General features: G+C 72.9%; 21 protein-coding genes and 1 pseudogene. 12 read left to right on the top strand and 10 right to left on the bottom strand.

Features of this window, described 5'->3' with window-relative positions; all coding sequences use genetic code 11:
- Window positions 1-8: 8 nt before the first annotated feature.
- Window positions 9-818 (bottom strand): SDR family oxidoreductase, encoded by an 810-nt coding sequence (locus ABZZ20_RS28275; RefSeq protein ID WP_356874405.1) that lies wholly within the window; start codon window positions 816-818, stop codon window positions 9-11.
- A 79-nt stretch (window positions 819-897) separates the two neighbouring features.
- Here ABZZ20_RS28275 and ABZZ20_RS28270 point away from each other — a divergent pair, with 79 nt between their 5' ends.
- Together ABZZ20_RS28270 and ABZZ20_RS28265 are read left to right on the top strand one after the other, a co-directional pair.
- Window positions 898-2,043, top strand: coding sequence for an acyl-CoA dehydrogenase family protein (locus tag ABZZ20_RS28270; RefSeq protein WP_356874298.1), 1,146 nt, complete (start codon window positions 898-900; stop codon window positions 2,041-2,043).
- Entirely contained in the window at window positions 2,043-3,068 is a 1,026-nt protein-coding gene (locus tag ABZZ20_RS28265; protein WP_356874296.1) for an acyl-CoA dehydrogenase, read from the top strand. Before ABZZ20_RS28270 ends, ABZZ20_RS28265 begins: the two co-directional genes overlap by 1 nt.
- 19 nt (window positions 3,069-3,087) lie before the next feature.
- Here the strand turns inward: ABZZ20_RS28265 and ABZZ20_RS28260 are convergent, their stop codons facing one another.
- Window positions 3,088-3,771, bottom strand: coding sequence for a class I SAM-dependent methyltransferase (locus ABZZ20_RS28260; protein ID WP_356874403.1), 684 nt, complete (start codon window positions 3,769-3,771; stop codon window positions 3,088-3,090).
- A gap of 258 nt (window positions 3,772-4,029) precedes the next feature.
- A complete protein-coding gene (locus ABZZ20_RS28255) occupies window positions 4,030-5,205 on the bottom strand; it encodes an RNA-guided endonuclease TnpB family protein (RefSeq protein WP_356874294.1) in 1,176 nt (391 codons plus the stop codon).
- Between the two features lie 26 nt (window positions 5,206-5,231).
- Here ABZZ20_RS28255 and tnpA point away from each other — a divergent pair, with 26 nt between their 5' ends.
- The gene (gene tnpA / locus ABZZ20_RS28250; RefSeq protein ID WP_356874292.1) at window positions 5,232-5,648 is read left to right on the top strand and encodes an IS200/IS605 family transposase; all 417 of its coding nucleotides are present in this window, start codon (window positions 5,232-5,234) and stop codon (window positions 5,646-5,648) included.
- A 163-nt stretch (window positions 5,649-5,811) separates the two neighbouring features.
- On the opposite strand, the gene ABZZ20_RS28245 is transcribed toward tnpA, so the two are convergent.
- Window positions 5,812-6,126 carry a hypothetical protein gene (locus ABZZ20_RS28245; protein WP_356874290.1) on the bottom strand — a complete coding sequence of 105 codons (315 nt, stop codon included), beginning with the start codon at window positions 6,124-6,126 and terminating at the stop codon, window positions 5,812-5,814.
- Window positions 6,127-6,220: 94 nt separating this feature from the next.
- On the opposite strand from ABZZ20_RS28245, the gene ABZZ20_RS28240 reads away from it, so the two are divergent.
- Entirely contained in the window at window positions 6,221-6,949 is a 729-nt protein-coding gene (locus tag ABZZ20_RS28240; protein ID WP_356874288.1) for a VWA domain-containing protein, read from the top strand.
- 36 nt (window positions 6,950-6,985) lie between these two features.
- On the top strand, window positions 6,986-7,555 hold the full coding sequence (locus tag ABZZ20_RS28235; RefSeq protein ID WP_356874286.1) for a pyridoxamine 5'-phosphate oxidase family protein: 570 nt from the start codon (window positions 6,986-6,988) through the stop codon (window positions 7,553-7,555).
- 166 nt (window positions 7,556-7,721) lie between these two features.
- Here the strand turns inward: ABZZ20_RS28235 and ABZZ20_RS28230 are convergent, their stop codons facing one another.
- The 6 genes and pseudogenes from ABZZ20_RS28230 to ABZZ20_RS28205 form a co-directional block, all read right to left on the bottom strand.
- Window positions 7,722-9,020 (bottom strand): glycoside hydrolase domain-containing protein, encoded by a 1,299-nt coding sequence (locus ABZZ20_RS28230; RefSeq protein WP_356874284.1) that lies wholly within the window; start codon window positions 9,018-9,020, stop codon window positions 7,722-7,724.
- Between the two features lie 219 nt (window positions 9,021-9,239).
- Window positions 9,240-9,440 carry a DUF397 domain-containing protein gene (locus ABZZ20_RS28225; protein WP_356874282.1) on the bottom strand — a complete coding sequence of 67 codons (201 nt, stop codon included), beginning with the start codon at window positions 9,438-9,440 and terminating at the stop codon, window positions 9,240-9,242.
- Window positions 9,425-9,607, bottom strand: a pseudogene (locus tag ABZZ20_RS28220) (Scr1 family TA system antitoxin-like transcriptional regulator); the annotation flags it as partial. The pseudogene ABZZ20_RS28220 and the gene ABZZ20_RS28225, both read right to left, overlap by 16 nt.
- Before the next feature lie 228 nt (window positions 9,608-9,835).
- The gene (locus tag ABZZ20_RS28215) at window positions 9,836-11,296 is read right to left on the bottom strand and encodes a glutamate synthase subunit beta (protein WP_356874280.1); all 1,461 of its coding nucleotides are present in this window, start codon (window positions 11,294-11,296) and stop codon (window positions 9,836-9,838) included.
- On the bottom strand, window positions 11,289-15,827 hold the full coding sequence (gene gltB / locus ABZZ20_RS28210) for a glutamate synthase large subunit (RefSeq protein WP_356874401.1): 4,539 nt from the start codon (window positions 15,825-15,827) through the stop codon (window positions 11,289-11,291). Before gltB ends, ABZZ20_RS28215 begins: the two co-directional genes overlap by 8 nt.
- Window positions 15,828-16,202: 375 nt before the next feature.
- Window positions 16,203-16,934, bottom strand: a complete 732-nt coding sequence (locus ABZZ20_RS28205) for a VIT1/CCC1 transporter family protein (RefSeq protein WP_356874278.1) — start codon at window positions 16,932-16,934, stop codon at window positions 16,203-16,205.
- A 258-nt stretch (window positions 16,935-17,192) separates the two neighbouring features.
- On the opposite strand from ABZZ20_RS28205, the gene ABZZ20_RS28200 reads away from it, so the two are divergent.
- The 7 genes from ABZZ20_RS28200 (at window position 17,193) to ABZZ20_RS28170 (ending at window position 25,771) form a co-directional block, all read left to right on the top strand.
- Complete coding sequence (locus ABZZ20_RS28200) at window positions 17,193-18,179, top strand: ADP-ribosylglycohydrolase family protein (RefSeq protein ID WP_356874276.1); 987 nt, start codon at window positions 17,193-17,195, stop codon at window positions 18,177-18,179.
- A complete protein-coding gene (locus ABZZ20_RS28195) occupies window positions 18,176-19,549 on the top strand; it encodes an ADP-ribosylglycohydrolase family protein (RefSeq protein WP_356874274.1) in 1,374 nt (457 codons plus the stop codon). Before ABZZ20_RS28200 ends, ABZZ20_RS28195 begins: the two co-directional genes overlap by 4 nt.
- A 7-nt stretch (window positions 19,550-19,556) precedes the next feature.
- Entirely contained in the window at window positions 19,557-20,702 is a 1,146-nt protein-coding gene (locus ABZZ20_RS28190) for an ADP-ribosylglycohydrolase family protein (protein WP_356874272.1), read from the top strand.
- 152 nt (window positions 20,703-20,854) lie between these two features.
- The gene (locus ABZZ20_RS28185) at window positions 20,855-22,465 is read left to right on the top strand and encodes an ADP-ribosylglycohydrolase family protein (RefSeq protein WP_356874270.1); all 1,611 of its coding nucleotides are present in this window, start codon (window positions 20,855-20,857) and stop codon (window positions 22,463-22,465) included.
- Entirely contained in the window at window positions 22,462-23,460 is a 999-nt protein-coding gene (gene rbsK / locus ABZZ20_RS28180) for a ribokinase (protein WP_356874268.1), read from the top strand. The genes ABZZ20_RS28185 and rbsK overlap by 4 nt, the downstream gene beginning before the upstream one ends.
- A gap of 278 nt (window positions 23,461-23,738) precedes the next feature.
- A complete protein-coding gene (locus ABZZ20_RS28175; RefSeq protein WP_356874399.1) occupies window positions 23,739-24,959 on the top strand; it encodes a CoA transferase in 1,221 nt (406 codons plus the stop codon).
- Window positions 24,956-25,771, top strand: coding sequence for a CoA ester lyase (locus tag ABZZ20_RS28170; RefSeq protein WP_356874266.1), 816 nt, complete (start codon window positions 24,956-24,958; stop codon window positions 25,769-25,771). The genes ABZZ20_RS28175 and ABZZ20_RS28170 overlap by 4 nt, the downstream gene beginning before the upstream one ends.
- Window positions 25,772-25,967: the final 196 nt, after the last annotated feature.

The raw sequence follows: 25,967 nt of genomic DNA, 5'->3' as shown, positions 1-25,967 counted from the left end.
TTCTCGGCCTACGCGTGCTGGCTGCTGACCGAGACGGTCTCGCCCGTCATGTACGACGAGTAGCCGCTGGCCAGGAACACGATGACGTTGGCGACCTCCCACGGCTCGGCGTACCGGCCGAAGGCCTCGCGGGCCGTCAGCTCGCGCAGCAGTTCCTCGCTGGTCACCTTCACCAGGTGGGGGTGCATGGCCAGGCTCGGGGCGACCGCGTTGACCCGTACGCCGAACTCGGCCGCCTCCAGTGCCGCGCACCGGGTCAGCGCCATCACCCCGGCCTTGGCGGCGGCGTAGTGGGCTTGGCCGGTCTGGGCGCGCCAGCCGACGACGGAGGCGTTGTTGACGATGACCCCACGTCCGGCCCCACGTCCGGCCGCGGTTCCGGCCGCGGCCGACCGGAACGAGCGCAGCGCGGCGCGGGTGCAGCGGAAGGTGCCGTTCAGGGTGACGTCGAGGACCTTGTCCCATTGTTCGTCGGTCATGTCGACGAGGGCGGCGGTGCCACCGAGGCCGGCGTTGTTGACGACGACGTCCAGGCCGCCGTGGATCTGCTCGGCAAGCGCGAGCAGGGCCCGGACCTGGCCCTCGTCGGTGACGTCGCAGGGCAGGGAGGTGACGCGGTCGGGCCCGAACTCGGCAGCGAGCGCGCCCTCGGTCTCCTTCAGGCGGCGGGCGTGCGCATCACCGATGACGATGCGGGCGCCCTCCTCCAGGAAGCGGCGGGCGGTGGCCCCGCCGATTCCGGCCCCGGCGGCTGCGGTGATGACGGCGGAGCGGCCCTGGAGCAGTCCGTGGCCCGGCACGTAGTCGGGGGTGTTCATGCTCATGGCCGTACGTTAACCTACCAAACACTTGTTAGGGAAGCTTGCGGAGTCCTGCGGTGACGGAGGCGAACAGCTGATGGATCTGACCCACGCGCCGGAGGTGGAGGCCTTCCGCGCCGAGGCGCGCGCCTGGCTCGCCGACCGCGTCCCGACCCCTCCCCTCCCCTCCCTGGAGACGGCGGAAGGCTTCGCGGCGCACCGGGAGTGGGAGGCACGGCTGCACGCGGACCGCTGGTCGGTGGTGTCCTGGCCGCAGGAGTACGGGGGCCGGGGCGTGGACATCGAGCACTGGCTGGTCTTCGAGGAGGAGTACTGGGCGGCGGGCGCTCCCGGCCGCGTCTCTCAGAACGGCATCAGCCTCCTCGCGCCGACCCTCTTCGACCACGGAACGCCCGAGCAGCGGGCGCGGGTGCTGCCGCCGATGGCGAGCGGCGAGGTGGTCTGGGCGCAGGCCTGGTCGGAGCCGGAGTCGGGTTCCGACCTGGCCTCGCTGACGTCGCGGGCCGTCCGCACGGAGGGCGGCTGGCTGCTGTCCGGGCAGAAGACCTGGTCCTCGCGGGCGGCGTTCGCGGACCGGGCGTTCGGCATCTTCCGGACGGACCCGGAGGCCTCGCGACCGCACCGGGGCCTGACGTACCTGATGTTCGACCTGCGGGCGCCGGGCGTGACGGTGCGACCCATCGGCCGGCTGGACGGCAAGCCCGCCTTCGCTGAGCTCTTCCTCGACGAGGTCTTCGTACCGGACGCCGACGTGATCGGGGAGCCCGGGCAGGGCTGGCGGATCGCGATGTCGACGACGGGCAACGAGCGCGGGCTGACGCTGCGCTCGCCGGGCCGGTTCCTGGCGGCGGCAAACCGGCTGGTCGCGCTCTGGCGGGCGGCCGGAGATCCCTCGGACACCGCGCTGCGGGACCGGGTGGCGGACGCGGTGGTCGGGGCGCGCGCGTACGAGCTGTTCACCTGGGCGGGCGCCTCCCGGTTCGCGGCGGGCGGGCGCATCGGCGCCGAGTCGAGCCTCAACAAGGTGTTCTGGTCCCAGTACGACATGGCCCTGCACGAGACGGCGCTGGACCTGTTGGGCGCGGACGCCGAACTGGCGGAGGGCGCGTGGGCGGAGCCCTGGATCTTCTCGCTGGCCGGTCCGATCTACGCCGGCACGAACGAGATCCAGCGCGACATCATCGCCGAGCGCCTGCTCGGCCTCCCGAAGGGCCGCCGCTGATGCGCTTCCTACCGACCGGGGAACAGGCGGACTTCACCCGTGCCCTGCACGACCTGCTGGGCGCCTCGAACGTTCCCGCCGCGGCGCGGGCCTGGGCGGCCGGGGACCTCGCACCCGGTCGCGCGCTGTGGTCCCGGCTCGCGGGGGCGGGCCTGTTCGCGCTGGCCGCGGACGAGGCGTACGACGGAGTGGGGCTGCTGCCGGTGGAGCTGTCGGCGGCCCTGGTGGAGTGCGGCCGGGCGGGGATGCCGGGACCGGTCGTGGAGACGGCCTCGGCGGCCGTCCTCCTGTCGACGCTCTGGGACCGGACGTTGGCGAAACGCTTCCTTCCGGGGCTGGTGGCGGGCGAGGCGACGGCCACGCTGACGCTGCCGGGCGGAAGTCCGTACGCCCTGGACGCGGACGCGGCGACGTACTGCTTCACGGTGTCGGCGGCGGGCGAACTGCGCCTCGCGGAGAGCGGAGCCGGCTGGGGCGGCGGGGACGGTGACGAGGGCGCGCCACTGCGGTCGACCGACCCGGTGCGCCGGCTGACGAGGCCCCGGCCGGACGGGGAGCTGCTGGCCGCCGGCCCGGCGGTCGCGGCGGCGGCCGGGGCGGCGGGCCACTGGGCGCGCCTGCTCACGGCGGCCCAGTGCCTGGGCGTGGGCGAGGCGCTGCTCGCGCGCACGGTGGAGTACGCGAAGCAGCGCACGCAGTTCGGCGGCCCGATCGGCGGCTTCCAGGCGGTGAAGCACCGCCTCGCGGACACCCTCCTGGCCCTCGAATTCGCCCGCCCGCTGGTCTGGGCGGCGGCGTTGTCCCTCGCGTCGTGGGAGATCGCCGCGGCCAAGCTGGCCGCGGGCGAGGCGGCGTACGGGGCGGCCATGACGGCGCTCCAGCTCCACGGCGCGGTCGGCTACACGGAGGAACTGGACCTCTCCCTGTGGCTGCGCAAGGCCCGCCCGCTGCGCGATGCGTGGGGGGCGCCGTCCGCGTGCCGGGCGGCGGTGCTGCGGGAACGGGAACGGGAACGGGAACGGTAGGAGCGGCGGCCCCGCCGGCTCAGACGAGGGCCACGCTGAGGGAGACCACGTAATGCTCCTCGACGATCCCGTCCGGAAACAGCGGGTTCAGTCGCGCCCGCTCCGCTTCGAGGAACTCCCGTGTGCCGTCGGCGCCGAGGAGGAGGAAGGCGGAGTGGCTGGCGTGGTTGGCGAGGTGCGCGTCGAGCGGGATCCGGCGCGACCAGCGCACTTGTCGGGTGGTGAACGTCAGCTCGGCGGGCAGGCTGCGGAAGGTGTCCCCGGAGGCGTGGAAGAAGGCGCGGATCCGCTCGTCCTGCTCGGCGATCCAGGGGACGGCAGGGTCCGCGTCGTTCCACCAGAGCGCGAGCGCGCCACCGGGGCGCAGTACGCGACGGGCCTCGGGAACGGAGCGGGAGGGGTCCGTCCAGTGCCAGGCCTGGGCGTACGTGAGGAAGTCGAAGCCCCCGCTGACGAGCGGGAGCCGGTCGCCGTCGCCGCGGACGATCGGGATACGGGGGTGCGCCCGGCGGAACTCGGCCGCCATCCCGTCGCCGGGCTCGACGGCGAGGACGTCGGCCCCGCGGGCGTGCAGCAGTCCGGTGGCGATCCCGGTTCCGGCCCCCACGTCGGCCACCCGGGCCCCGCGCAGCCCCCGCCCGGCCAGCGCCTCGACGGCGTCGAACAGCTCCGCGGGATACCCGGGCCGGTTCGCCGCGTACAGCGCGGCGGCGGCGTCGAAGGACCGGGCACGGGTGCTTGACCTCCGCCTCCCCGCGCTGAAGCACGGGGATTCTCCGCCTGTGGGTGGCCCTGTTGTGTTGGGGCTGCCCGCTTCGGGTGGGTTCCTGGTTCTTCCCCACCGGGGTGGGGGTTGTGCGCGCTGCCGGGCTACTGCCCGGTCTTACGTGCGCTCCGCAGGCGTTTACCGTCACCGTTACCGGTGCCGGGCCCCCGGTCCGGGGGTGGGTGGTTATGTGGTTCAGGCCGCGAGGGTGCGGCGGCCTTCGTAGAGGATGTTCCGGCCGGCGTTCCAGTCCCGGTCGTGCCGGGTGTCGCAGTTCGGGCAGGTCCAGGCCCGCACGTCGAGGGGCTTGGGTCCGTCGCGGAAGCCGCAGGTGGAACATGTCTGGGACGAGGGGAATGCCCGGTCGACCTTGGCGAAGGACCGGCCACGGCGTTGGGTTTTGTACTCCAGCATGGTGACGAACTGGGACCATCCGGCGTCGTGGATGCTCTTGGCCAGGCGGGTGCGTGCCAGTCCTTTCACGTTCAGGGTCTCTGTGAAGACGGCTTGGTTTTCGCTCGTCAGCTTGTGAGACCACTGGTGGTGGAAGTTGCGGCGCGCGTCCGCCACGCAGGCGTGAGCGCGAGCGACCCGGGTGCGGGCCTTGTCCCGGCTGTTGCTGCCCTTCTTCTTCCTTGACAGCTCCTGCTGTCGCTTCTTCAGCTTCTTCTCCGCCCGCCGCAGGTACTTCGGTGAGGCGATGTGCGTGCCGTCGGCCAGGACCGCGAAGCGGGTCAGCCCGAGGTCGATGCCCTGCTCCCCGTCGGTAGGGGGCCAGATGTCGGCGGCCGGGTCCGTGTCCACGACGAAGCTTGCGAAGTACCGGCCGGACCGGTCCTTGATCAGCGTCACCGACGTGGGAGCAGAGGGCAGGTCGCGGGTCCACTTCACCCGCACGTCCCCGATCTTCGGCAGGCGCAGCCGGCCGTCCTCGGTGATCGACCAGCGGTCCGACTTCGTGAAGCGCGCGGACTGCCGGTTGTCCTTGCGGGATTTGAAACGCGGCGACTGGACCTTCGGCCCCCTGCGCAGCCCGGTCTTGGAGTCCTCATGCGCCTTCCACGCGGCATCCAGGTCCCGAAGGGTCTGCTGGAGGACACCGACCGGCGCATCGGACAGGAACGCCCGCTGCTCGGTCTTCTTTGCGGCGGTGACCAGCGTTTTGGCCAGGTCGGCGTTCTTCGGCACCCGCTGGTACGGGCCCTGCGCGATGCGCTCCTTCGGGTTCCCGAGGAGCTTGTTCGCCGCTTTCACCGGCTTGATCTGTGCGAGCGCGTCGTTCCAGACCACGCGTCGGCACCCGAACACCCGGGCGGCGCTGGAGCGCTGACCGGGGGTCGGGTAGACGCGGTACTGGTAACGAAGCTGCATGTTCGCGACACTACTAGAGTTGGGTTATGGCTGAGTATGAGAACATTCGTACTGGTAGGCACTGCACCTTCCTCATGCATACCCACTTGGTTTTCGTGACCAAGTACCGGCACAACGTCTTCACCAACACGCACCTGACCCGCATGGAAGAGATCATGCGGGCGGTCTGCAAGGACTTCGAATGCGAGCTGGTCGAGTTCAACGGCGAGGCGAACCACGTCCACCTGCTCGTGAACTTCCCACCCAAGGTCGCCGTCTCCAAGCTGGTCAACTCCCTCAAGGGCGTCAGCTCCCGAAGGCTCCGCCAGGAGTACCCCGAACTGGTCCGGCACTACTGGCGAGCACAACGGCTGTGGGCCGGGTCGTACTTCGCCGGCTCCGTCGGCGGCGCCCCCCTCGCACTCGTCCGCCGCTACATCGAACAGCAAAACCATCCCGTCTGACCGTCAAGACAGAGACGCAGAGAACTCCGGCGCTCCGCACCTCCGCCCCAACGACGCATTCCCTACCGCCCTGAAGGGCGGTACTCCCTGCGAGAAATCAGGTGGCGTGGACGTCATGTGGCCATTCTTGGCGATCTGCGGACCTGCGACCAGGCCCATCGGCTCAACCGGTCCTTCGCAGCGCGTAGCGGACCAGGGTCGCCGTCTGGACGACCAGCAGCACCGCCGCCCCGGTCCCCGCCGTCGCGACGGCGTCCGGCGCCGCCCAGGCCCGGCTGCCCAGTTCCGCGACCCCCACCGCTGCCAGCGCCACCACGAAGCGGGGCACAAACTCGGCCTCGGTGCCGTGGAGTACGCCGGATCCGATGACGAAGACGGCCAGCAGGACCGGGATCCAGGGCGCTTCTGGTGCGCGCAGCAGCAGTGCGGCGCCGAACTCGACCGCCAGGACAAGGAAGTTGCGGAGCAACATCGACATGAGCACATCATGCCGGGGACGGGTGCGGGCGCCCCCGGCCGGCTCCCGCCCGCGTGACCGCTACGGCGCAGCGGGCTGACGTACCCTCGGGGCCATGACGGCCAGCGCGATCGACCTCCGCACGATGGAAGCGACCGCTCCGGCGCTCGTGAGCCTCTACAAGAGCGCCGGGGTCTCGCTCCGCAAGCACGGCCTGGAGGGCGGCCGGGCGTCGGTGTACCTGGTCCTGGACTACTCGGGGTCGATGCGCCCGTACTACCAGGACGGCACCGTGCAGGCGTTCGCCGACCGGGTGCTGGGCCTGTCCGCGCACCTGGACGACGACGGCCGCGTACCGGTGGTGTTCTTCTCCACCGACGTCGACGCGGTGGAGGAGATCCCCCTCGCCGGACACCAGGGGAAGATCGCCGAGATCGCCTCCCGGCTGGGCCACATGGGCAAGACGGCCTACCACGCGGCGATGGACGCGGTCATCGACCACTATCTGGACGCGGGATCGACGAAACCCGCTCTCGTCGTCTTCCAGACGGACGGCGGGCCGATCAACAAGCTCGCGGCGGAGAAGTACCTGTGCAAGGCCGCCCGGCTCCCGCTGTTCTGGCAGTTCGTCGGCTTCGGCAATACGCGCAGCACGCAGTTCGACTTCCTGCGCCGGCTGGACGAACTGCCCGTACCGGGTCGGCGGGCCGTGGACAACGCGGGGTTCTTCCACGCCGGGCAGGACCCGCGCGCGGTGCCGGACCCGGTGCTGTTCGACCGCCTGGTGATGGAATACCCGTCCTGGCTGGAAGCGGCCCGTGCGGCGGGCATCGTGCGCGTCTGAGCGCAAACCACCTGTGCCAGGCGCTTTGATGGGCGTATGACGACGAACAACTGGGCAGCGTTCGAGAAACAGGAACCGGAATTCGCGGCAGCCGTCCGGGCCCGCTTCGCGCAGTACCCGCACCACGTCCTGGGCACCCTGCGCAAGGACGGCTCCCCCCGGCTGACCGGGCTGAACGTCGACATCCGCGGCGGTGAGCTGTGGCTCGGCATGATGCCGGGCTCGCTGAAGGCCAAGGACCTCCAACGGGACCCGCGCTTCGCGCTGCACACCAACCCGGGCGAGGGCGAGTCGATGCCGGACGGCGACGTACGGATCTCCGGGCGCGCGATCGAACTCCTGGACCCGCCCGAGCTCCACCGGTACGCGGAGGAGACGGAGACTCCGCACCCCTTCCACCTCTTCCACGCGGATCTGACGGAGGTGGTCCGCGTCAACGTCGAGGGCGAGGACCTGGTGGTGCGCTCGTGGACCCCGGCGGGTGGTCTGCGCACCTTCCGTCGGGGCAACGACGACGAACCGCCGCGCGAGGAAACGCCGGGCGGGGAAACGCCGGGCGGGACAGCGGAACACGAGGAACCGCCGGGGCCCGCCGGAGCCCAGTAGGGCCCGACGGCCCCCGTCCGCCACGGGCGGCCGTGCGGTCGTAGCCGACGGCGAAGCGTGGCTGCGACCGCTCACACGGCGCGCTGCATGCAGACCAACTCGTCCCGCTCGTCCCACGACTCGGTGACGGTGAAACCGAGCCGCTCGTGCGCGGGCAGGTCGGGCCCTACCTGGAGTGCGGCTCGCCCCGCGCCGGCCCCCCGAAGGCCGCGGGGTCGAGGTCGATCCAGTTCCGGTCGATGTTGATCGTGACCCCGCCGTACGTGTCGTCGTGATCGCCACGGTACTGGTGGGCGCGGCGCCGCCCGGCCCACTGGTGCGTGCCGGCGGGCAGCCCCATGTCGGCGTCGGAAACCGAGGCGCTGCCGTTCCAGGCGGCGACCCACAGCACGTCGGGCATGGTCTCGGGGGCCTGGTCGTGGTGGGCGCTCAGCGCCTTGGCGCCGGAGCTCGCCGAGACGTAGGCGGCGGCGCGGAAGCCCAACGCGTGCAGGCGGACCGTCCAGGCGGTGAGGTAGGCGACGACCGGAGGGTCCCAGGTGGTCCGGTCCGTGTAGTTTTCGAGGTCGTTGTAGAGCACGGTGCCCTCGCCCAGGCCCAGGGCCCGGGCTGCCGCGGCAGCGCCGTCGGCGGCTGCCGAACCCTGCTCGTTGGCCTCGGAGGGGTCGGTGGACAGGCCGGTGCTGGAGCTGTGCCAGGGCTGCGGGCCGACCCAGAGCGGCATCAGGTGCCAGCCCGCCTCGGCCTGCCGGCGGATCCAGCTGGCGGTGAGCTGCGGCTGGGCGCAGGCCCGGGCGGGGCCGCCGATGTAGATGCCGACGGCCCCGTACGGGGATTCGGCCCGCCAGCTGTCCATGACCTCCTGCGTCGGGGCGGTGCAGGCGTCGAAGCCGACGCCGGTGAAGGGCTCCTGGGCGGTGACCGGCTTCGGTTCGACCACGGCCGACGCCGGGTCTACAGCGCCGCCGTGGGCGGCCGGGGCGGCGCCGCCCACGGTACGGGCCCGAGCCAGCAGGTCGCGTACGAAGTCGGGCACGGTCCCGTACGAGACGGTGGCCAGCACCCCGGACCGGCGCAGGACGTAGCGGACCTCGTGGCTGTCGCTCCGGAGTTCGGGGATCCCGCCCGGCCCGTCGAACGGGAAGGTCGGGACGTCGGCGCGCGACGGAGCTCCCTCCAGTGGCTCCAGGTGCACGGTGTCGGCGCGGGTGCGGACGGCCCGGCCGGCGCATCGGGCCTGCGTGCCGGCGTGCCCGAGGTACAGGGTGGGCAGGTCCAGGCGAACGCAGGCGTGGGGGTCCCGGTCGAGGTCGATGACCCGCCAGTGGTCGGGGACGGTGAGGTGCAGCCCGTGGTAGTCGACGGTCCGTCCGCCGTTGGCGCCGGCGCCGCCGCCGGCTGCCGTCGGGACGGGGATCAGCAGGGCGGCGCCGAGGAGGCCGCTCAGCAGGGTTCGAGTGGGCATGGGGCCCACAGCTACCAGACGCCGACCTCCCCCAACTGCGTCGATCCGCCGCGCAGATGGCCCGTTCGGCCTATGCCGCGCGGGGCGGTGCCGCTCGGCCGGGCCGCGTTCCGGCCCCCGGCGCGGTGCCGAAGGGTGGCTCTGGCGACACGCGCATCCCGGGCGTGGCGCCGGCTCCCCCGCCGTCCTGCGGGGAGGGCCCACGGTTGCGGCACGAGGTCAGGCTCGGCCCTTCAAGGCCTGGATGAACGGCGCCCACACGGTGGCCGGAAAGACCAGGACCGGGCCGGTGCCGGTGAGCTTGCTGTCGCGTACGGGGAAGGTACCGGGGAGGTCGTCGGACACCTCGACGCAGCTGCCGCCCTCCCCGTTGCTGTACGAGGACTTCCGCCAGGACAGGCTGTTCACGTCTGCACGCATGTCGCGTATTCCTCCGCCACCGATTCGATCAGGGTGAGGGACGCCTCCGGCGGCAATGCGACGGCCCTGGCCAGATCGTATGACCTCCAGTAGCGCCGAACCAGGGCGGGATCGTCGAGCAACTGACCGGTGAAAGGGCCCTCCGTGTATGCCACATCTGGGGCATCGGCGACGGCTTGGCCATGAGCCAACTCCCCGCTTCCGCAGTGCCCCTGCTCCGCGAAGAGCGTAGTCCCCGCCGCGCCGACCGGACAACGGAACGCATTGATACGACTACGGAACGCCACAGCGCCCGTCATCCCTGGTCGGGGACATGACGGGCGCCGTGTCAGAGTTCCGCACTCCGTTGTACGGACCGTATGAGGGGTCTCCCCGAAGGGAGGGGTGCTGCCGGCTTACACCACCAGCGAGCGGTCGGTCGGCTTGACCGGGTACGGGAGGGTGCTGCTGCCGGTGAGGTAGCGGTCCACGCCGCGGGCGGCCGAGCGGCCCTCCGCGATGGCCCAGACGATCAGCGACTGGCCGCGGCCCGCGTCGCCGGCGACGAAGACGCCGTCCACGTTGGTCGCGTAGGAGGCGTCGCGCTCGATGTTGCCGCGCGCGTCGAGCTCCAGGCCGAACTGCTGGACCAGGCCGTTGGCCTGGTCGGTGCCGGTGAAGCCCATCGCCAGGGTGACCAGCTGGGCCGGGATGACCCGCTCGGTGCCCTCGCGCTGGACCAGCTTGCCGTCGACGAACTCGACCTCGACCAGGTGGAGGGCCTGGACGTTGCCGTTCTCGTCGCCCTCGAAGTGGGTGGTGGAGACGGAGTAGACCCGCTCGCCGCCCTCCTCGTGCGCCGAGGTGACCTTGTACAGCATCGGGAAGGTCGGCCAGGGCTGGTTGGCGTTCCGCTCCTCGCCGGGCTTCGGCATGATCTCCAGCTGGGTGACCGACAGGGCGCCCTGGCGGTGGGCCGTGCCCACGCAGTCCGCCCCGGTGTCGCCGCCGCCGATGACGACCACGTGCTTGCCCTCGGCCGTGATGGGGGGCGCCATGAAGTCGCCCTCCTGGACCTTGTTCGCGAGGGGGAGGTACTCCATCGCGAAGTGGATGCCGCCCAGCTCACGGCCCGGTACCGGCAGGTCGCGGGAGACCGTCGCGCCTGCCGCGATGACCACCGCGTCGAACCGCTTGCGCAGGTCGGTCGCGCTCAGGTCGCGGCCGATCTCGATGCCGGTGCGGAACTTGGTGCCCTCCGCGCGCATCTGCTCGATGCGGCGGTTGATGTGCACCTTCTCCATCTTGAACGCGGGGATGCCGTAGCGCAGCAGACCGCCGATGCGGTCCGCGCGCTCGTACACCACCACGGTGTGGCCGGCCCGGGTCAGCTGCTGGGCGGCGGCCAGGCCGGCCGGGCCGGAGCCGATGACGGCGGCCGTCTTGCCGGAGAGGCGCTCCGGCGCCTGCGGGGTGACGTCGCCGTTGTCCCAGGCCTTGTCGATGATCGAGACTTCGACGTTCTTGATCGTGACGGCCGGCTGGTTGATGCCGAGGACGCACGCGGACTCGCACGGGGCCGGGCACAGGCGGCCCGTGAACTCCGGGAAGTTGTTCGTGGCGTGGAGGCGCTCGGAAGCGGCCGACCAGTCCTCGCGGTACGCGAAGTCGTTCCACTCCGGGATCAGGTTCCCGAGCGGGCAGCCGTTGTGGCAGAACGGGATGCCGCAGTCCATGCAGCGGCCGGCCTGCTTGCTGATGATCGGGAGCAGCGAGCCCGGGACGTAGACCTCGTTCCAGTCCCGCAGTCGCTCGGCGACCGGACGGGAACAGGCGGTTTCGCGCTCGGTGGTGAGGAAGCCCTTCGGGTCAGCCATGGGTCGCCGCCTCCATCATCTTCTCCGTGGTCTCGGACTCCGAGAGTCCGGCCAGCTCAGCGGCATCCTTGGCGGCGAGCACTGCCTTGTACGTGGTCGGGATGATCTTGCTGAAGCGGTCCACCGAGGCGGACCAGTCAGCCAGGAGCTTCGCGGCCACGGTCGAGCCGGTCTCCTCCTGGTGGCGGCGCACCACATCGTGCAGCCACTGCGCGTCGGTGTCGGAGAGGGCCTCGATGGCGGCCACGTTGCCGACGTTGACGTTCTGCTCGGCGAGGTCGACGACGTACGCGACGCCGCCCGACATGCCGGCCGCGAAGTTGCGGCCCGTCTCGCCGAGGACGACCGCCGTGCCGCCGGTCATGTACTCGCAGCCGTGGTCGCCCACGCCCTCCGAGACGACCAGGGCACCGGAGTTGCGGACGCAGAAGCGTTCGCCGGTGCGGCCTCGCAGGAACATCTCGCCGCCGGTGGCGCCGTAGCCGATGGTGTTGCCGGCGATGGTCGAGAACTCGGCGAGGTGGTCGGCGCCGCGGTCCGGGCGGACCACGATCCGGCCGCCGGACAGGCCCTTGCCGACGTAGTCGTTGGCGTCGCCCTCCAGGCGGAGGGTGATGCCCTTCGGCAGGAAGGCGCCGAACGACTGGCCGGCCGAACCCGTGAAGGTCAGGTCGATGGTGTTGTCGGGCAGGCCCGCACCACCGAACTTCTTGGTGACCTCGTGGCCGAGCATGGTGCCGACGGTCCGGTTGATGTTCCGGATGGCGACCTGGGCACGGACCGGCCGGGCCTCCTCGGCGCTCGCCGCGCCCAGGGCCTCGGCGGCGAGTTCGATCAGTTCGTTGTCGAGGGCCTTCTCCAGGCCGTGGTCCTGCTCGATCAGGGCGTGGCGGACCGCGCCCTCGGGCAGCTCCGGCACGTAGAAGAGGGGCTCCAGGTCGAGGCCCTGTGCCTTCCAGTGCGTGACGGCCTTGCTGGTGTCGAGGAGTTCGGCGTGGCCGACGGCCTCCTCGATCGTCCGGAAGCCCAGCTCGGCGAGGAGCTCGCGGACCTCCTGCGCGATGAACTCGAAGAAGTTCACGACGAACTCGGGCTTGCCGGAGAAGCGCTCGCGCAGGACCGGGTTCTGGGTGGCGATGCCGACCGGGCAGGTGTCCAGGTGGCAGACGCGCATCATGACGCAGCCGGAGACGACGAGCGGCGCGGTCGCGAAACCGAACTCCTCGGCGCCGAGCAGCGCGGCGATGACCACGTCGCGGCCGGTCTTGAGCTGGCCGTCCGTCTGGACCACGATGCGGTCGCGCAGACCGTTGAGCAGCAGGGTCTGCTGGGTCTCGGCGAGGCCGAGCTCCCAGGGGCCGCCCGCGTGCTTGAGCGAGGTGAGCGGGGAGGCGCCCGTACCGCCGTCGTGGCCGGAGATGAGGACGACGTCCGCGTGGGCCTTGGAGACGCCCGCGGCGACGGTGCCGACGCCGACCTCGGAGACCAGCTTCACGTGGATGCGTGCGGCCGGGTTGGCGTTCTTGAGGTCGTGGATCAGCTGAGCCAGGTCCTCGATGGAGTAGATGTCGTGGTGCGGCGGCGGGGAGATCAGGCCGACGCCCGGGGTGGAGTGCCGGGTCTTGGCGACCCACGGGTAGACCTTGTGGCCGGGCAGCTGGCCGCCCTCGCCGGGCTTGGCACCCTGCGCCATCTTGATCTGGATGTCGTCCGCGTTGACCAGGTACTCGGACGTGACGCCGAAGCGGCCGGAGGCGACCTGCTTGATCGAGGACCGGCGGGCCGGGTCGTACAGGCGCTCCGGGTCCTCGCCGCCCTCACCGGTGTTGGACTTGGCGCCCAGCTGGTTCATGGCGATGGCGAGGGTCTCGTGGGCCTCGCGCGAGATGGAGCCGTACGACATGGCGCCGGTGGAGAAGCGCTTGACGATCTCGGAGACCGGCTCGACCTCGTCGACGGGGATAGACGGGCGGTCCGGGGCGAAGCCGAAGAGGCCGCGGAGCGTCATCAGCCGCTCGGACTGCTCGTTCACCCGGTCCGTGTACTTCTTGAAGATGTCGTACCGGCGGTTGCGGGTGGCGTGCTGGAGGCGGAAGACCGTCTCCGGGTCGAACAGGTGCGGCTCGCCCTCGCGGCGCCACTGGTACTCGCCGCCGATCTCCAGCGCGCGGTGCGTGGCCGCGATGCCGGAGACCGGGTACGCCTTGGCGTGGCGCGCGGCCACCTCCTTGGCGATGACGTCCAGGCCGGCGCCGCCGATCTTGGTGGCGGTGCCGTTGAAGTAGGTCTCGACGAACTCCTCGTTCAGGCCGACGGCCTCGAAGACCTGGGCGCCGCGGTAGGAGGCGACGGTGGAGATGCCCATCTTGGACATGACCTTCAGGACGCCCTTGCCGAGCGCGTAGATCAGGTTCCTGATGGCCTGCTCCGGCTCCAGGCCGGACAGGAAGGTACCGGCGCGCAGCAGGTCCTCGACGGACTCCATGGCGAGGTACGGGTTCACCGCGGCGGCGCCGTAGCCGATGAGCAGGGCCACGTGGTGGACCTCGCGGACGTCGCCGGCCTCGACCAGCAGGCCCACCTGGGTGCGCTGCTTGGTGGCGATGAGGTGGTGGTGCACGGCCGCGGTCAGGAGCAGCGACGGGATCGGCGCGTGCTCGGCGTCCGAGTGACGGTCCGAGAGGACGATCAGGTGGGCGCCGTTGGCGATGGCCGCGTCGACCTCGCTGCGGATCTCCTCCAGGCGGCCGGCCAGCGACTCGCCTCCGCCGGAGACCCGGTAGAGGCCCGAGAGGGTGGCGGCCTTCATGCCCGGCATGTCGCCGTCGGCGTTGACGTGGATGAGCTTGGCCAGCTCGTCGTTGTCGATCACCGGGAAGGGCAGGGTGACGCTGCGGCAGGACGCGGCGGTCGGCTCCAGCAGGTTGCCCTGCGGGCCCAGCGAGGACAGCAGCGAGGTGACGAGCTCCTCGCGGATGGCGTCCAGCGGCGGGTTGGTGACCTGGGCGAAGAGCTGCGTGAAGTAGTCGAAGAGCAGCCGGGGGCGCTCGGACAGGGCCGCGATCGGGGAGTCCGTACCCATGGATCCGAGCGGCTCGCCGCCGGTGCGGGCCATCGGGGCGAGGATGACGCGCAGCTCTTCCTCGGTGTAGCCGAAGGTCTGCTGGCGGCGGGTGACCGAGGCGTGGGTGTGCACGATGTGCTCGCGCTCGGGCAGGTCCGTCAGCTCGATCTCGCCGGTTTCCAGCCACTCGGCGTACGGTGCCGCGGCGGCCAGCTCGGCCTTGATTTCGTCGTCCTCGACGATCCGCTTCTGGGCGGTGTCGACGAGGAACATCTTGCCGGGCTGGAGGCGGCCCTTGCGGACGACCTTGGACGGGTCGATGTCGAGCACGCCGACTTCGGAGCCGAGGACGACGAGGCCGTCGTCGGTGACCCAGTAGCGGCCGGGGCGCAGACCGTTGCGGTCGAGGACCGCGCCGACCTGGGTGCCGTCGGTGAAGGTGACGCAGGCCGGGCCGTCCCAGGGCTCCATCAGCGTGGAGTGGTACTGGTAGAACGCGCGGCGGGCCGGGTCCATGGAGGTGTGGTTCTCCCACGCCTCCGGGATCATCATCAGCACGCTGTGCGGCAGGGAGCGACCGCCGAGGTGGAGCAGCTCCAGGACCTCGTCGAAGGAGGCCGAGTCGGAGGCGTCCGGGGTGCAGATCGGGAAGATCCGGTCCAGCGCGCCGTCGCCGAAGACGTCGGAGGCCAGCTGGGACTCGCGGGCCTTCATCCAGTTGCGGTTGCCCTTGACCGTGTTGATCTCGCCGTTGTGCGCGACGAAGCGGTACGGGTGGGCCAGCGGCCAGGACGGGAAGGTGTTCGTGGAGAACCGCGAGTGGACCAGCGCCAGCGTCGAGGCGAAGCGACGGTCGGAGAGGTCCGGGAAGAAGGGCTCCAGCTGGCCGGTGGTCAGCATGCCCTTGTAAACGATGGTGCGGGCGGAGAGCGACGGGAAGTAGACCCCGACCTCGCGCTCGGCGCGCTTGCGCAGCACGAAGGCCTTGCGGTCCAGCTCGATGCCGCTGCTCCCGTTGCTGACGAACAGCTGCGAGAAGGCCGGCATGGTGGCGCGGGCGCCGTTGCCGAGCAGGTCCGGGGTGACCGGGACCTCGCGCCAGCCGAGAACGGTGAGGTTCTCCTCGGCGGCGATGGCCTCGATCTGCTCCACGGCGACGGCCTGTGCGGTGCCGTCGGCGGGGAGGAAGGCGATGCCGACGGCGTACGCGCCGGCCTCGGGGAGCTCGAAACCGGCCACCTCGCGGAGGAAGGCGTCCGGCACCTGGGAGAGGATTCCGGCGCCGTCGCCCGAGTCCGGCTCGGATCCGGTGGCGCCGCGGTGCTCGAGGTTCCGCAGTACGGTCAGCGCCTGCTCGACCAGCGTGTGGCTGGCCTCGCCGCTGAGGTTGGCCACAAAGCCGACGCCGCAGGCGTCGTGCTCGTTGCGCGGGTCGTACATGCCCTGCTGGGCGGGGCGACCGTCCATGGGCGACCAGGCGGTGGTGCTGGGGCCGGTCGCGGAGTGCGTGGATGCGGAACGCATCGGCTCTCCCGTCGTCGTCGTGGCATATGTGCATAGCCGAGGGACGACGTTGGCCCTCTGCGAAATTTCGTGCAGGTTACATGATGACGGCTATCCCGAGAACCGGATATGGCGTTTCACCATGCGGACACGGCACGAGGCAGAAAGTGGAAACCTTCGCGGTCACATCAGGGCACACCACGGGGCGAAGGTCCCGACGCGGAGTGGGCATCGTTGCCCGGCGCGCCCTGGTCTGATGCCCGGCGGACACGGAATCGAAACCGCCGAGTAACGGACTACTTATGCTGCGCACTGCATAGTGTCTCACCCCATGCCCGGTCAGCCTACGGCTCCGCCGATCCAGGTTCCCAGGACGTACGTCACACCCGCGGCGGCAGCGCCCAGCAGCAGCTGCCGCAGCCCGCTGTACCACCAGCTCCGCGCGGTGACCCGGGAGACGATCGCACCGCAGGCGAAGAGCCCGGCCAGCGCGAGCAGCACCGCCGGCCACAGGGACGTGGCACCGAGCAGGTACGGCAGGACGGGCAGCAGGGCGCCCAGCGCGAAGGAGCCGAAGGAGGAGACCGCGGCGACCATCGGCGACGGCAGCTCCTCGGGATCGATCCCGAGCTCCTCGCGGGCGTGGATCTCCAGCGCCTGCTCGGGATCGCGGGACAGCTGCATGGCGACTTCACGGGCGAGGGCGGGCTCGACGCCGCGCGATACGTAGAGCTCGGCCAGCTCCTCCATCTCGTCGACGGGGTGCTTGCACAACTGCTGGCGCTCCACGTCCAGTTCGGCGAGGACCAGCTCGCGCTGCGAGGCGACGGAGGTGTACTCGCCGGCCGCCATCGAGAAGGCGCCGGCCGCCAGGCCCGCGAGCCCGGCGATCACGACCGTCTGCGGGGAGACGGCGCCGCCGGCGACGCCGGTCATCAGCGCGAGGTTGGAGACCAGCCCGTCCATGGCGCCGAAGACGGCCGGCCGCAGCCATCCACCGTTGACGTCGCGGTGGGTGTGGTTGTCGCGGTGTGCGGTGTGCAGCGGTGCTTCGGTGTCGATGATGGACATGCGGCGTATCTCCCCTTTTCTTCCGAGTGGGTACGCGAAGGCGACGCGCAGGCATCCACTCCCCCTGAACACCTCGAAACTACGCACGATTTCTGTCGCCCGCCAGCAAGGAAGGCCGTACTTACCTGGGGTTTCGCGGGTCGGCGACCGGGTGACGGGGGCACGGGCGGGGTGTTTCGCGGCGACCGACAAACCACATGCCGTGGCACAAATCCCCCATGGGCTCACGACGAGCCCCACCAAATGGAGAGGCGCGCCATGGAGCTGATTGCATGCAATCCGCAGGTCCTCCTCGAACGGGCCAGGGGCGCCCTGCTGGGCCTCGCGGTGGGTGACGCGCTGGGCGCCCCCGCCGAGAACATGAAGCCGTCGGAGATCCGGGCGAAATGGGGCCGGATCGAGGGCTTCGTGTCGGACGATCCGGCCGGCACCGACGACACCGAGTACGCGATCTTCTCCGGGCTCCTGCTGGCCCGCCACGGGTCGGCGCTCACCGTCTCCCACGTCGAGCGGGCGTGGCACCACTGGATCGCCGACCTCGACGAAGGACCGTTCCGCGGGGCCGGGTTCAGCGAGCGCGGCACCCTGGAGAACCTCCGCCGTGGTCTCGCGGCCCCCATCTCCGCGCAGCACCGCCACGCCTGGTCGGACGGCCTGGCCATGCGGGCGGCCCCCTTCGGGGTGTTCGCGGCGGGCCGCCCCGCCGAAGCGGCCCGGCTGGTCGCGATCGACGGCAGCGTGAGCCACGACGGGGAGGGCATCTACGGCGGCCAGGCGGTGGCGGCGGGCGTCGCCGCGGCGATGGCCGGCGGCAGTCCGGCGTCCGTGGTCTCCGCCGCGCTCTCCGTCATCCCCTCGGACTCCTGGACCGCCCGCTCGCTGCGCCGGGCCGTCACGGCAGCCCCGCGCGGCGAGCGGGCGGTGCGCTCCGCGGTGGTGATCGGGGGCTACCCATGGACGGACCTGGCCCCGGAAGCGGTGGGCCTGGCCTTCGGAGCGTTCGCCACCTGCCACGGCAGCTTCGCCGCCTCCGTCCTGACCGCCGTCAACATGGGGCGCGACGCGGACACCACGGCCGCCGTGGCGGGCGCCCTCTCCGGGGCCCTGTCGGGCGTCGCCGCGATCCCGACCGCCTGGTCTTCGGCGATCGGCCCGGTCCGGGGCAGCTGTCTCCCCTCGATGCGGGGCCACCACGTCCTGGACATCGCGGACCTGCTCACCCCGGAAGCCGAGATCCCCCGGTGACCCCGCCGCGCACACCCTGGCCCCCGACGGACGCGGCCCCGAACAAGCCCCCACCGAGCACACCGACGTCCCCGATCGCAAGGGGCTCCGCAGACGCAGCGGACTCCGCGGATGCCACGGGCTCCTCGGGCGGACGTCCCGGGGACCCGGAGCCGGCGCCCTCCGCGGCCGACGCACCCACCGCGCCCCGTACCGCCGGGCCGCCCCGTACCGCCGCGCCGGCCCGTGCCACCGGCCGGCCTCCCGCAGGGGTCCGGCGGATCGAGGGGCTGCTCCTCGGGATGGCCGCCGGGGACGCCGCGGGCTGGCCCGCCGCCCGCCACCGGGCCAGCCGCATGCCCGAGTGGACCCGCCGCCTCACCCGCGAGCTCGACACCTTCGCCGAGCAGAACGCGACGACGACCCTGCCCGTGCCCATCGCGCTGAACCAACCCCCGGAACCGCTGCGCCTCGGCCCTTCCGACGACGCCGAGTGGGCCGCCTTCGCCGCGGAGTCGGTGCTCACCGCGGCCGGTGTGCTGCTCAGCGACCTCAGCCGGTCGCGCCGGATGCGGGCCGCCATCGACCTCGCCTGGAACGCCCTGGCCAGCGAGGTCGCCGCGGCGGCCGAACGCGCCCCCGAGGTCGAGTCGGCCGTACTGCCGCTGCGCGCCCGCATCTCCGTACGCGCAGGCCTCGGCAATCTCGCCGCCGGCCTGCGTCCGCCCGCCACCGGCCACGACAACCCGCACTACTTCGACGACGCCGCATGCGTCCGCGCCTGCGTCCTGGCCTGCGTCCACCCCGGTGCCCCGGCCGACGCGGCCGAACTCGCCGAGTTCGACGCCCGCTACACCCAGGACGGCGACGGGGTCCACGGCGCCCGCGCCATGGCCGCCGCCCTCGCGGTCGCCCTCGCCGGCGCGGACACCGACGCCGCCGTCGACGCCGCCCTCGGCCAGCTTCCCGAGGCCACCGAGATCGGCCGCAACGCCCGCCACGCCGTCAAGCTCGCCCGTACCCACACGGACGGCGGCGGCGCCTTCGCCATCGTCCCCGTCCTCGAACACGAGATCGTGGACCACGTCTACAGCTACGGCATCGCCGCCGCCGAAACCGTCCCCGTGGCCCTCGCCCTCGCCACCGCCGCCCGCGGCAGGGTCGGCGAAGCCGTCCCGGCCGCCGCCTGCCTCTCCCGGGTCGCGGACTCCGCCCCCGCCCTCGCCGGCGCACTCACCGGCGCCCTCGGCGGCGGCGACTCGATCCCCACCGCGTGGCGCGAGGCTTGCCGCACCCTTTCCGGCTGCGCACTCCCCCGCCTCGCCGGCACCGATCTGGTCGAACTCGCCGCGCTCCTCGCTCGCACGGAACTCACCTCTCCCAAGGGATGATTCGGACATGACGCTCACTTTGGAAGAACGGGCGGCCGGCTGCCTCGTCGGCGCCGCCGTCGGCGACGCCCTCGGCGGCCCGGTGGAGGGCTGGACGCCGGACCAGATCGTGGAACGGCACGGCGGCCGGGTGCACGGCATCGTCGGCCCGTGGCACGAGGACTGGCGCACCGCCCGCCCCATCGCCCCGTACCACAAGGGCGACGGTCACGTCACCGACGACACCCTCATGACCCACGCACTGGTACGGGTCTACGAGGCCGTGCGCGACCACGTGGACGCGTACGCGATCGCCGAGCACCTGGTCCCGGACCTGATGACCACGCCGCGCTGGATCCCCGAACTGGAAGCCGAGGCCCTCCCCCTCCAGCGGATCTTCCTCGCCGAGAAGTGGATCGTGACCCGGCTGCACTACGCGCACGCGGACCCGCGCGAGGCGGGCAACGGCAACATCGTGAACTGCGGCGCGGCGATGTACATGGCGCCGGTCGGCATCGTCAACGCGGGCCATCCGGCCGGTGCGTACACGGAGGCGCTGGACATCGCCGGGGCGCACCAGTCCTCGTACGGGCGGGAGGCCGCGGGCGTCTTCGCGGCGGCGGTGGCGGCGGCGTGCACGCCCGGGGCGACGGTGTCGTCGGTGGTGGACACGGCCCTCGCGCTGGCGAAGGACGGCACCCGGCAGGCGATCGGGGCGGTCTGCGAAGTCGCCGCGCAGCACCGGGACTTCGAGTCGGCTTTGGCTCCCCTGCGTGCGGCGGTCGCCCCGTACGACTCGGTCGGCCCGGACTACCGCACGCCCTCCCTGGGCGCCCGGCGGCCGTCCCGGCTGCACTCGATCGAGGAACTCCCGGTCGCGCTCGGCATGCTGATCGTCGCCGACGGGGCGTACGAGGGCTCCGTACTCGGCGCCGTCAACTACGGCCGGGACTGCGACTCCATCGCCACGATGGCGGGGGCGATCGCCGGAGCCCTCGCCGGCGTCTCGGCGGTCCCGTCCGCCTGGGCCAAACAGGTCGCCGAGGCCAGCCGACTCGACCTGCACGCTCCGGCGGCGGCGCTGGCCGCGGTGGCCCGGGAGGTCTTCACCCTGGACCTGGCTCGCCGCCGTACCCACGAGTCGGCCTTCGCGTCCCTCGCGGCCGACCGGTGACCGGCCCGGCACCGGGCGCCCCCACACCCGCACCCGCACCCGCAGCACCGGTTCCCGCGCGGATGCACGGCACGGACCGCCGGGCGGCGCCCGCACCGACTGGCGGCGCCAAACCCTCGGGCGTCGCTACGCCGGCCCCCGGTGAGGAGGTCGTGGGCCCGGTCACGGCGATCCGCCTCACCTGGGTCCATCCGGAGGACCTGGTCGGCCACGAGCTGCGGCAAGCGGCGGAGGACGGCCGGCGGGCCGAGCCCCTGCTCCGTGCTTGGCTGGCGGCGGGCGGCCACCTGGCCCCGGCCCGCGCGGGCGCCTCCCCGGCGCCACCGGCACCGGAACTCCGTTGCCTGGCCTCGCGCCTGCTGGCCGAACTGGCCGAACTCCCTTCTCCCCAGGCGCAGGACGAGCCGACCGCCTGGCCGGCCATCACCGCCGCATGCGCCCGCGCCACGGCTCCGGGCGGGGAGGGCTCCCCCGCCCCGCCCCTGCCCGGAACCAGGGGCCAGCCCCCGGACCCCGGGTCCTCACCCCCCGGCCGGAAGGCGGCCGACGGGCTCGCCCGCCCCGGACCGGGCGGAGCGGCCCCGGCCGGCCCCCCGGCGCCCCCGGACCCCGGCGGCCCGGGAGGCCGGAGCACCCGGGGCCTGCGGGGCGGGGCCCGGGAGGGTGCCGAGGCGTTCGGGCCCGGGGGGTGCCCCCGGCCGGGGCCCGATCCCGCGCTGCAGGCCCGGCTGGAGGCCGCCTGGCTCGGGCGGGCCGTGGGATGCGTCCTGGGCAAGCCCGTCGAGAAGCTGCCGCTGGAGGGCATCCGCGCGCTGGCCCGGGCCGCCGGGAACTGGCCGCTGGCCGACTGGTTCACCGCCGAGGGCGTCCCCGCGGAGCTGCTGGCCGCGTACCCGTGGAACCGCCGTTCCGCCGCCACCTCCCTCGCGGAGAACATCGACGGCACTCCCGAGGACGACGACCTCAACTACCCACTCCTGAACCTGCTGCTGATGCAGCGGCACGGCCGGCACTTCACCACCGCCGACGTCGCCCGGCTCTGGCTCGACGAGCTCCCCGCGGGCCGGACCTTCACCGCCGAGCGCCTCGCGTACCGGAACCTGCTGCTCGGGCTGGAGCCGCCGGCCACCGCCACCCACCACAACCCCTTCCGGGAGTGGATCGGCGCCCTCATCCGCGCCGACGTCCACGGCTGGACCAACCCCGGTGACCCGGCCGCCGCCGCGGCCCAGGCGTACCGGGACGCCGCCCTCACCCACACCGGCAACGGCGTCTACGCCGCGCTCTTCACCGCCGCCGCCATCGCCGAGGCCACCACCGGCCAGGCCGACGTCCACAGCGCGCTCCGGGCCGGGCTGGCCGTCGTACCGCCCCGTTCGCGGCTGGCCGAGGCCGTCCGCCACGCCATCGACACCGCCGAGCGGCACGCCGACTTCGATCGCGTCGTGGACCGTCTGCACGCCCGCTACGGTCACTACCACTGGGTGCACGCCGTCCCCAACACCGCCCTGATCGCTGCCGCACTCACCCATGGCGACGGCGACTTCACCCGTTCCGTCTGCCGTGTCGTGTCCGGAGGTTGGGACACCGATTCCAACGGGGCGACCGCCGGCTCCCTCGCCGCGCTCGTCGACGGGAACGGCGTCCCGGCCCGTTGGTCCGCCCCCCTCAAGAACCGCCTCGCCACCACCGTCCCGGGTTTCGACGGCATCGGCTTCGACACCCTCGCCCAGCTCACCGCACAGGAGGCAGCCCGCCCATGACGGCCATCGCCGTGCTCGGCAGTACGAACATGGACCTCGTCGCCTACGTCCCCAAGGCCCCCCGCCTCGGGGAGACCGTCACCGGCCGGGCGTTCCGCACGGTCCCCGGCGGCAAGGGAGCCAACCAGGCCGTCGCCGCCGCCCGCTGCGGCGCGGAGGTGTTGATGATCGGCGCGGTCGGGGCCGACGAGTTCGGCGCACGGCTGCGCTCCGCGCTCGCCGCGGCCGGGGTCGGGACCGCGGGCCTGCGCACGGTCGAGGGGGCCAGCGGCACCGCCCACATCACCGTGGACGACGAGGGTGCCAACAGCATCATCGTCGTCCCCGGTGCCAACGCCCGGGTCACCGGCCTGGAGGCCGGTGACGCGGCGCGGATCGCCGCGGCCGAAACACTGCTGCTCCAGTTGGAAGTGCCGCTGTCCGGGGTCACGGCGGCGGCCCGCGCGGCCCGTGCACACGGCGTACGGACGGTCCTGACGCCCGCGCCGGCGCAGCCGCTGCCGGTGGAACTGCTGGCCTCGGTCGATCTGCTGGTCCCCAACGAGCACGAGGCGGCGGCCCTGACCGGCCTGACGGACCCCCGTCAGGCCGCAGCGGCGCTGCTGGAGCGGGTCCCGGAGGTGGTGGTCACGCTCGGCGCGGCCGGGGCGCTGTACGCGGCCCGCGGGAAGGAGCCGTTCACGGTGCCGGCGCCGCGGGTCCGGGCGGTGGACTCCACGGCCGCCGGGGACACGTTCGTCGGCGCGCTCGCGGTGGCCCTGGGCGAGGGCCGGCCGATGCGCGGGGCATTGGCGTGGGCTTGCGCTGCCGCCGCCCTGTCGGTCCTACGGCCCGGCGCGCAGGACTCCATGCCGACCCGTGCCGAGACCGAGGCCTTCGCCCTGGCCGGGACCGGGACCGGACCGGACCGGGGGCCGGCGGCGCGGCAGGCGGCGCAGCCGCCGGGGCCCGGGCCCGCGGCCCGGCCGCTGCCCGCGCACGGGGCCGACGCATGACCCCCGTCGCCCCCGCACCGGAGCCCCGGCCGAACGACCACTCCGCAAACAGGACGGACTCCCCGGCCGGAGCCCCGACGGCACCCCACACCAGCACGCCCCCGCCGGACAGGACCCCCACACCCAAAGCAGAAGGCCCGACGGCACCCCGCACCAGCACCACCCCCCGGCCGCACACGACCCCCACACCCGGGGCGGTGGCCCCGGGCGGAGCCCCGGCGGCGCCCGGGGCCGGGGCCCGGGGCGGGGACGGTCGCCGGTCCGTGGCGGGCGCGGGGGTGGGCCCGGAGGCCGGGGCTTCGGCGCAGCAGCCGGCGGGGCCCCTGCGGGGGTTGCGCGTCCTCGACCTCGCCACCCTCTTCGCCGGCCCGCTCGCCGCGACCCTGCTCGGCGACTTCGGGGCCGAGGTCGTCAAGGTCGAGCATCCGGGCCGCCCCGACCCCTCGCGCGGTCACGGCCCCGCCAAGGACGGCATCGGCCTGTGGTGGAAACTGCTCGGCCGGAACAAGCGGACGATGACCCTCGACCTGTCCACGCCCGGTGGCCGCGACACCCTGTTGCGCCTCGCAGCCACCGCCGACGTGGTGATCGAGAACTTCCGCCCCGGCACCCTGGAGAGGTGGGGCCTGGGCTGGCCCGAGCTGTCCGCCGCCAACCCGCGGCTGATCCTGGCCCGCGTCACGGCCTTCGGCCAGCAGGGCCCGTACGCCCACCGCCCCGGCTTCGGCACCCTCGCGGAGGCGATGAGCGGCTTCGCCGCGATCACCGGGGAACCGGACGGGGCGCCGACCCTGCCGCCCTTCGGGCTCGCGGACTCGATCGCCGCGCTGACCACCGCTTACGCCGTGATGACCGCGCTCGCCGGCCGTGACCTCACCGGCCACGGGCAGGTGGTGGACCTGGCCATCATCGAGCCGATCCTCACCGTGCTGGGCCCGCACCCGCTCTGGTACGACCAGCTCGGCTACGTCCAGCCGCGCACCGGCAACCGCTCCACCAACAACGCCCCGCGCAACACCTACCGCAGTGCCGATGGCCGCTGGCTGGCGGTCTCCACTTCGGCCCAGTCGATCGCGGAACGGGTGGTGCGGCTGGTGGGCCGGCCCGAACTGATCGCCGAGCCGTGGTTCGCGACCGGGTCCGGCCGGGCCGCCCACGCGCCCGTCCTCGACGAGGCGGTCGGCGGTTGGATCGCCCGCCACAAGGCCGAGGACGTGGTCGCCGCCTTCGAGGAGGCCCAGGCCGCAGTGGCCCTGGTCTACGACGTACGGGACGTCATGGCCGATCCGCAGTTCGCGGCCCTGGACACCGTCACCGAGGTCGAGGATCCGGAGCTCGGCCCGCTCCGGATGCAGAACGTCCTGTTCCGGCTGTCTCGGACCCCCGGCGGGATCCGCTGGGCGGGCCGCCCGCACGGCGCGGACACCGATGCCGTGCTCTGCGAACTCGGCCTGTCCGAAGCCGAGATCAGCGCGCTCCGGACGGAGGGGGTCCTGTGATCCTGACCTGGCTCTACGTGCCCGGCGACCGACCGGAGGTGGTCGCCAAGGCCCTGCATTCCGGGGCGGACGCCGTCATCGTCGACCTGGAGGACGCGGTGTCGGCCTCCCGCAAGGAGTACGCCCGCGCCGCCACGGCGGAGCGGCTGGCCGAGCGTCCCCCGGTCCCGGTCCACGTCCGCGTCAACGGCCTCGGCTCCCCCTGGGCCGGCGCCGACCTGACCGCCCTGACCGGGCTGCGGGGCCTGGCGGGGTTGCGACTGCCGAAGATCTCGGCTCCCGAGCAGATCGCCGCGGTCGCCGAACGCACCGGCGGGGTGGCCCTGTACGCCCTCCTGGAGTCGGCGCTGGGCGTGGAGCGCGCGTACGAGATCGCCCGCGCACACCCCGCCCTGCGCGGGCTCTCCCTCGGAGAGTCCGACCTCCGGGCCGATCTGGGCATCACCGCGGTCACCGCGGAGGGGGGCCTGGACTGGCCCCGCTCCCGGGTGGTGTTCGCGGCACGGGCGGCCGGGCTGGCGCCACCCGCCCAGTCCGTCTTCCCGGACATCCGGGACCTGGAGGGGCTGGCCGTCTCCTGTGCCCGCGGCCGAGGGCTGGGCTTCCTGGGGCGGGCTGCGATCCACCCGCGGCAATTGCCCGTGATCGAGCGGGCCTACCTGCCCGCTCCGGAGGAGGTCACCGCCGCCGAGGAGATCGTCGCGGCGGCCCGCCGCACCCCGGGCGCAGTGGCCCTGCCCGACGGCCGCTTCGTCGATCCGGCGGTCGTGGCGGGGGCGGAACGGGTGGTCGCGCTGGCCCGCCGGGAATGACCACCGCACTCCGGACGGCCGGGAAGTGGGTCCGGTGGGTGTCGGCGCCGCCAACGGCCCGATGGTCATGCCGAAAACGGTCATGCTGAAAACGGGAGGGGGGGCCGGCCGGGGGGGGGGGCCCCCCCCCCGGGGGGGGGGGGGGCCGGGGCGGGGGTGTGGGGGGGCGGGGCGGCCCGGGCGGCGGGGTGAACGC

Origin of the sequence: Streptomyces sp. NPDC006430, assembly GCF_040612395.1 — a bacterium.
Taxonomy (GTDB): Bacteria; Actinomycetota; Actinomycetes; order Streptomycetales; family Streptomycetaceae; genus Streptomyces.
This window is presented reverse-complemented; position numbering and strand designations above follow the sequence as displayed.

Excerpts from the sequence above, each read along its gene's own strand:
- ABZZ20_RS28275 (WP_356874405.1), bottom strand. The coding sequence starts at position 818 with ATGAACACCCCCGACTACGTGCCGGGCCACGGACTGCTCCAGGGCCGC.
- ABZZ20_RS28270 (WP_356874298.1), top strand. The coding sequence starts at position 898 with ATGGATCTGACCCACGCGCCGGAGGTGGAGGCCTTCCGCGCCGAGGCG.
- ABZZ20_RS28265 (WP_356874296.1), top strand. The coding sequence starts at position 2,043 with ATGCGCTTCCTACCGACCGGGGAACAGGCGGACTTCACCCGTGCCCTG.
- ABZZ20_RS28255 (WP_356874294.1), bottom strand. The coding sequence starts at position 5,205 with ATGCAGCTTCGTTACCAGTACCGCGTCTACCCGACCCCCGGTCAGCGC.
- tnpA (WP_356874292.1), top strand. The coding sequence starts at position 5,232 with ATGGCTGAGTATGAGAACATTCGTACTGGTAGGCACTGCACCTTCCTC.
- ABZZ20_RS28245 (WP_356874290.1), bottom strand. The coding sequence starts at position 6,126 with ATGTCGATGTTGCTCCGCAACTTCCTTGTCCTGGCGGTCGAGTTCGGC.
- ABZZ20_RS28240 (WP_356874288.1), top strand. The coding sequence starts at position 6,221 with ATGACGGCCAGCGCGATCGACCTCCGCACGATGGAAGCGACCGCTCCG.
- ABZZ20_RS28235 (WP_356874286.1), top strand. The coding sequence starts at position 6,986 with ATGACGACGAACAACTGGGCAGCGTTCGAGAAACAGGAACCGGAATTC.
- ABZZ20_RS28230 (WP_356874284.1), bottom strand. The coding sequence starts at position 9,020 with ATGCCCACTCGAACCCTGCTGAGCGGCCTCCTCGGCGCCGCCCTGCTG.
- ABZZ20_RS28225 (WP_356874282.1), bottom strand. The coding sequence starts at position 9,440 with ATGCGTGCAGACGTGAACAGCCTGTCCTGGCGGAAGTCCTCGTACAGC.
- ABZZ20_RS28215 (WP_356874280.1), bottom strand. The coding sequence starts at position 11,296 with ATGGCTGACCCGAAGGGCTTCCTCACCACCGAGCGCGAAACCGCCTGT.
- gltB (WP_356874401.1), bottom strand. The coding sequence starts at position 15,827 with ATGGACGGTCGCCCCGCCCAGCAGGGCATGTACGACCCGCGCAACGAG.
- ABZZ20_RS28205 (WP_356874278.1), bottom strand. The coding sequence starts at position 16,934 with ATGTCCATCATCGACACCGAAGCACCGCTGCACACCGCACACCGCGAC.
- ABZZ20_RS28200 (WP_356874276.1), top strand. The coding sequence starts at position 17,193 with ATGGAGCTGATTGCATGCAATCCGCAGGTCCTCCTCGAACGGGCCAGG.
- ABZZ20_RS28190 (WP_356874272.1), top strand. The coding sequence starts at position 19,557 with ATGACGCTCACTTTGGAAGAACGGGCGGCCGGCTGCCTCGTCGGCGCC.
- rbsK (WP_356874268.1), top strand. The coding sequence starts at position 22,462 with ATGACGGCCATCGCCGTGCTCGGCAGTACGAACATGGACCTCGTCGCC.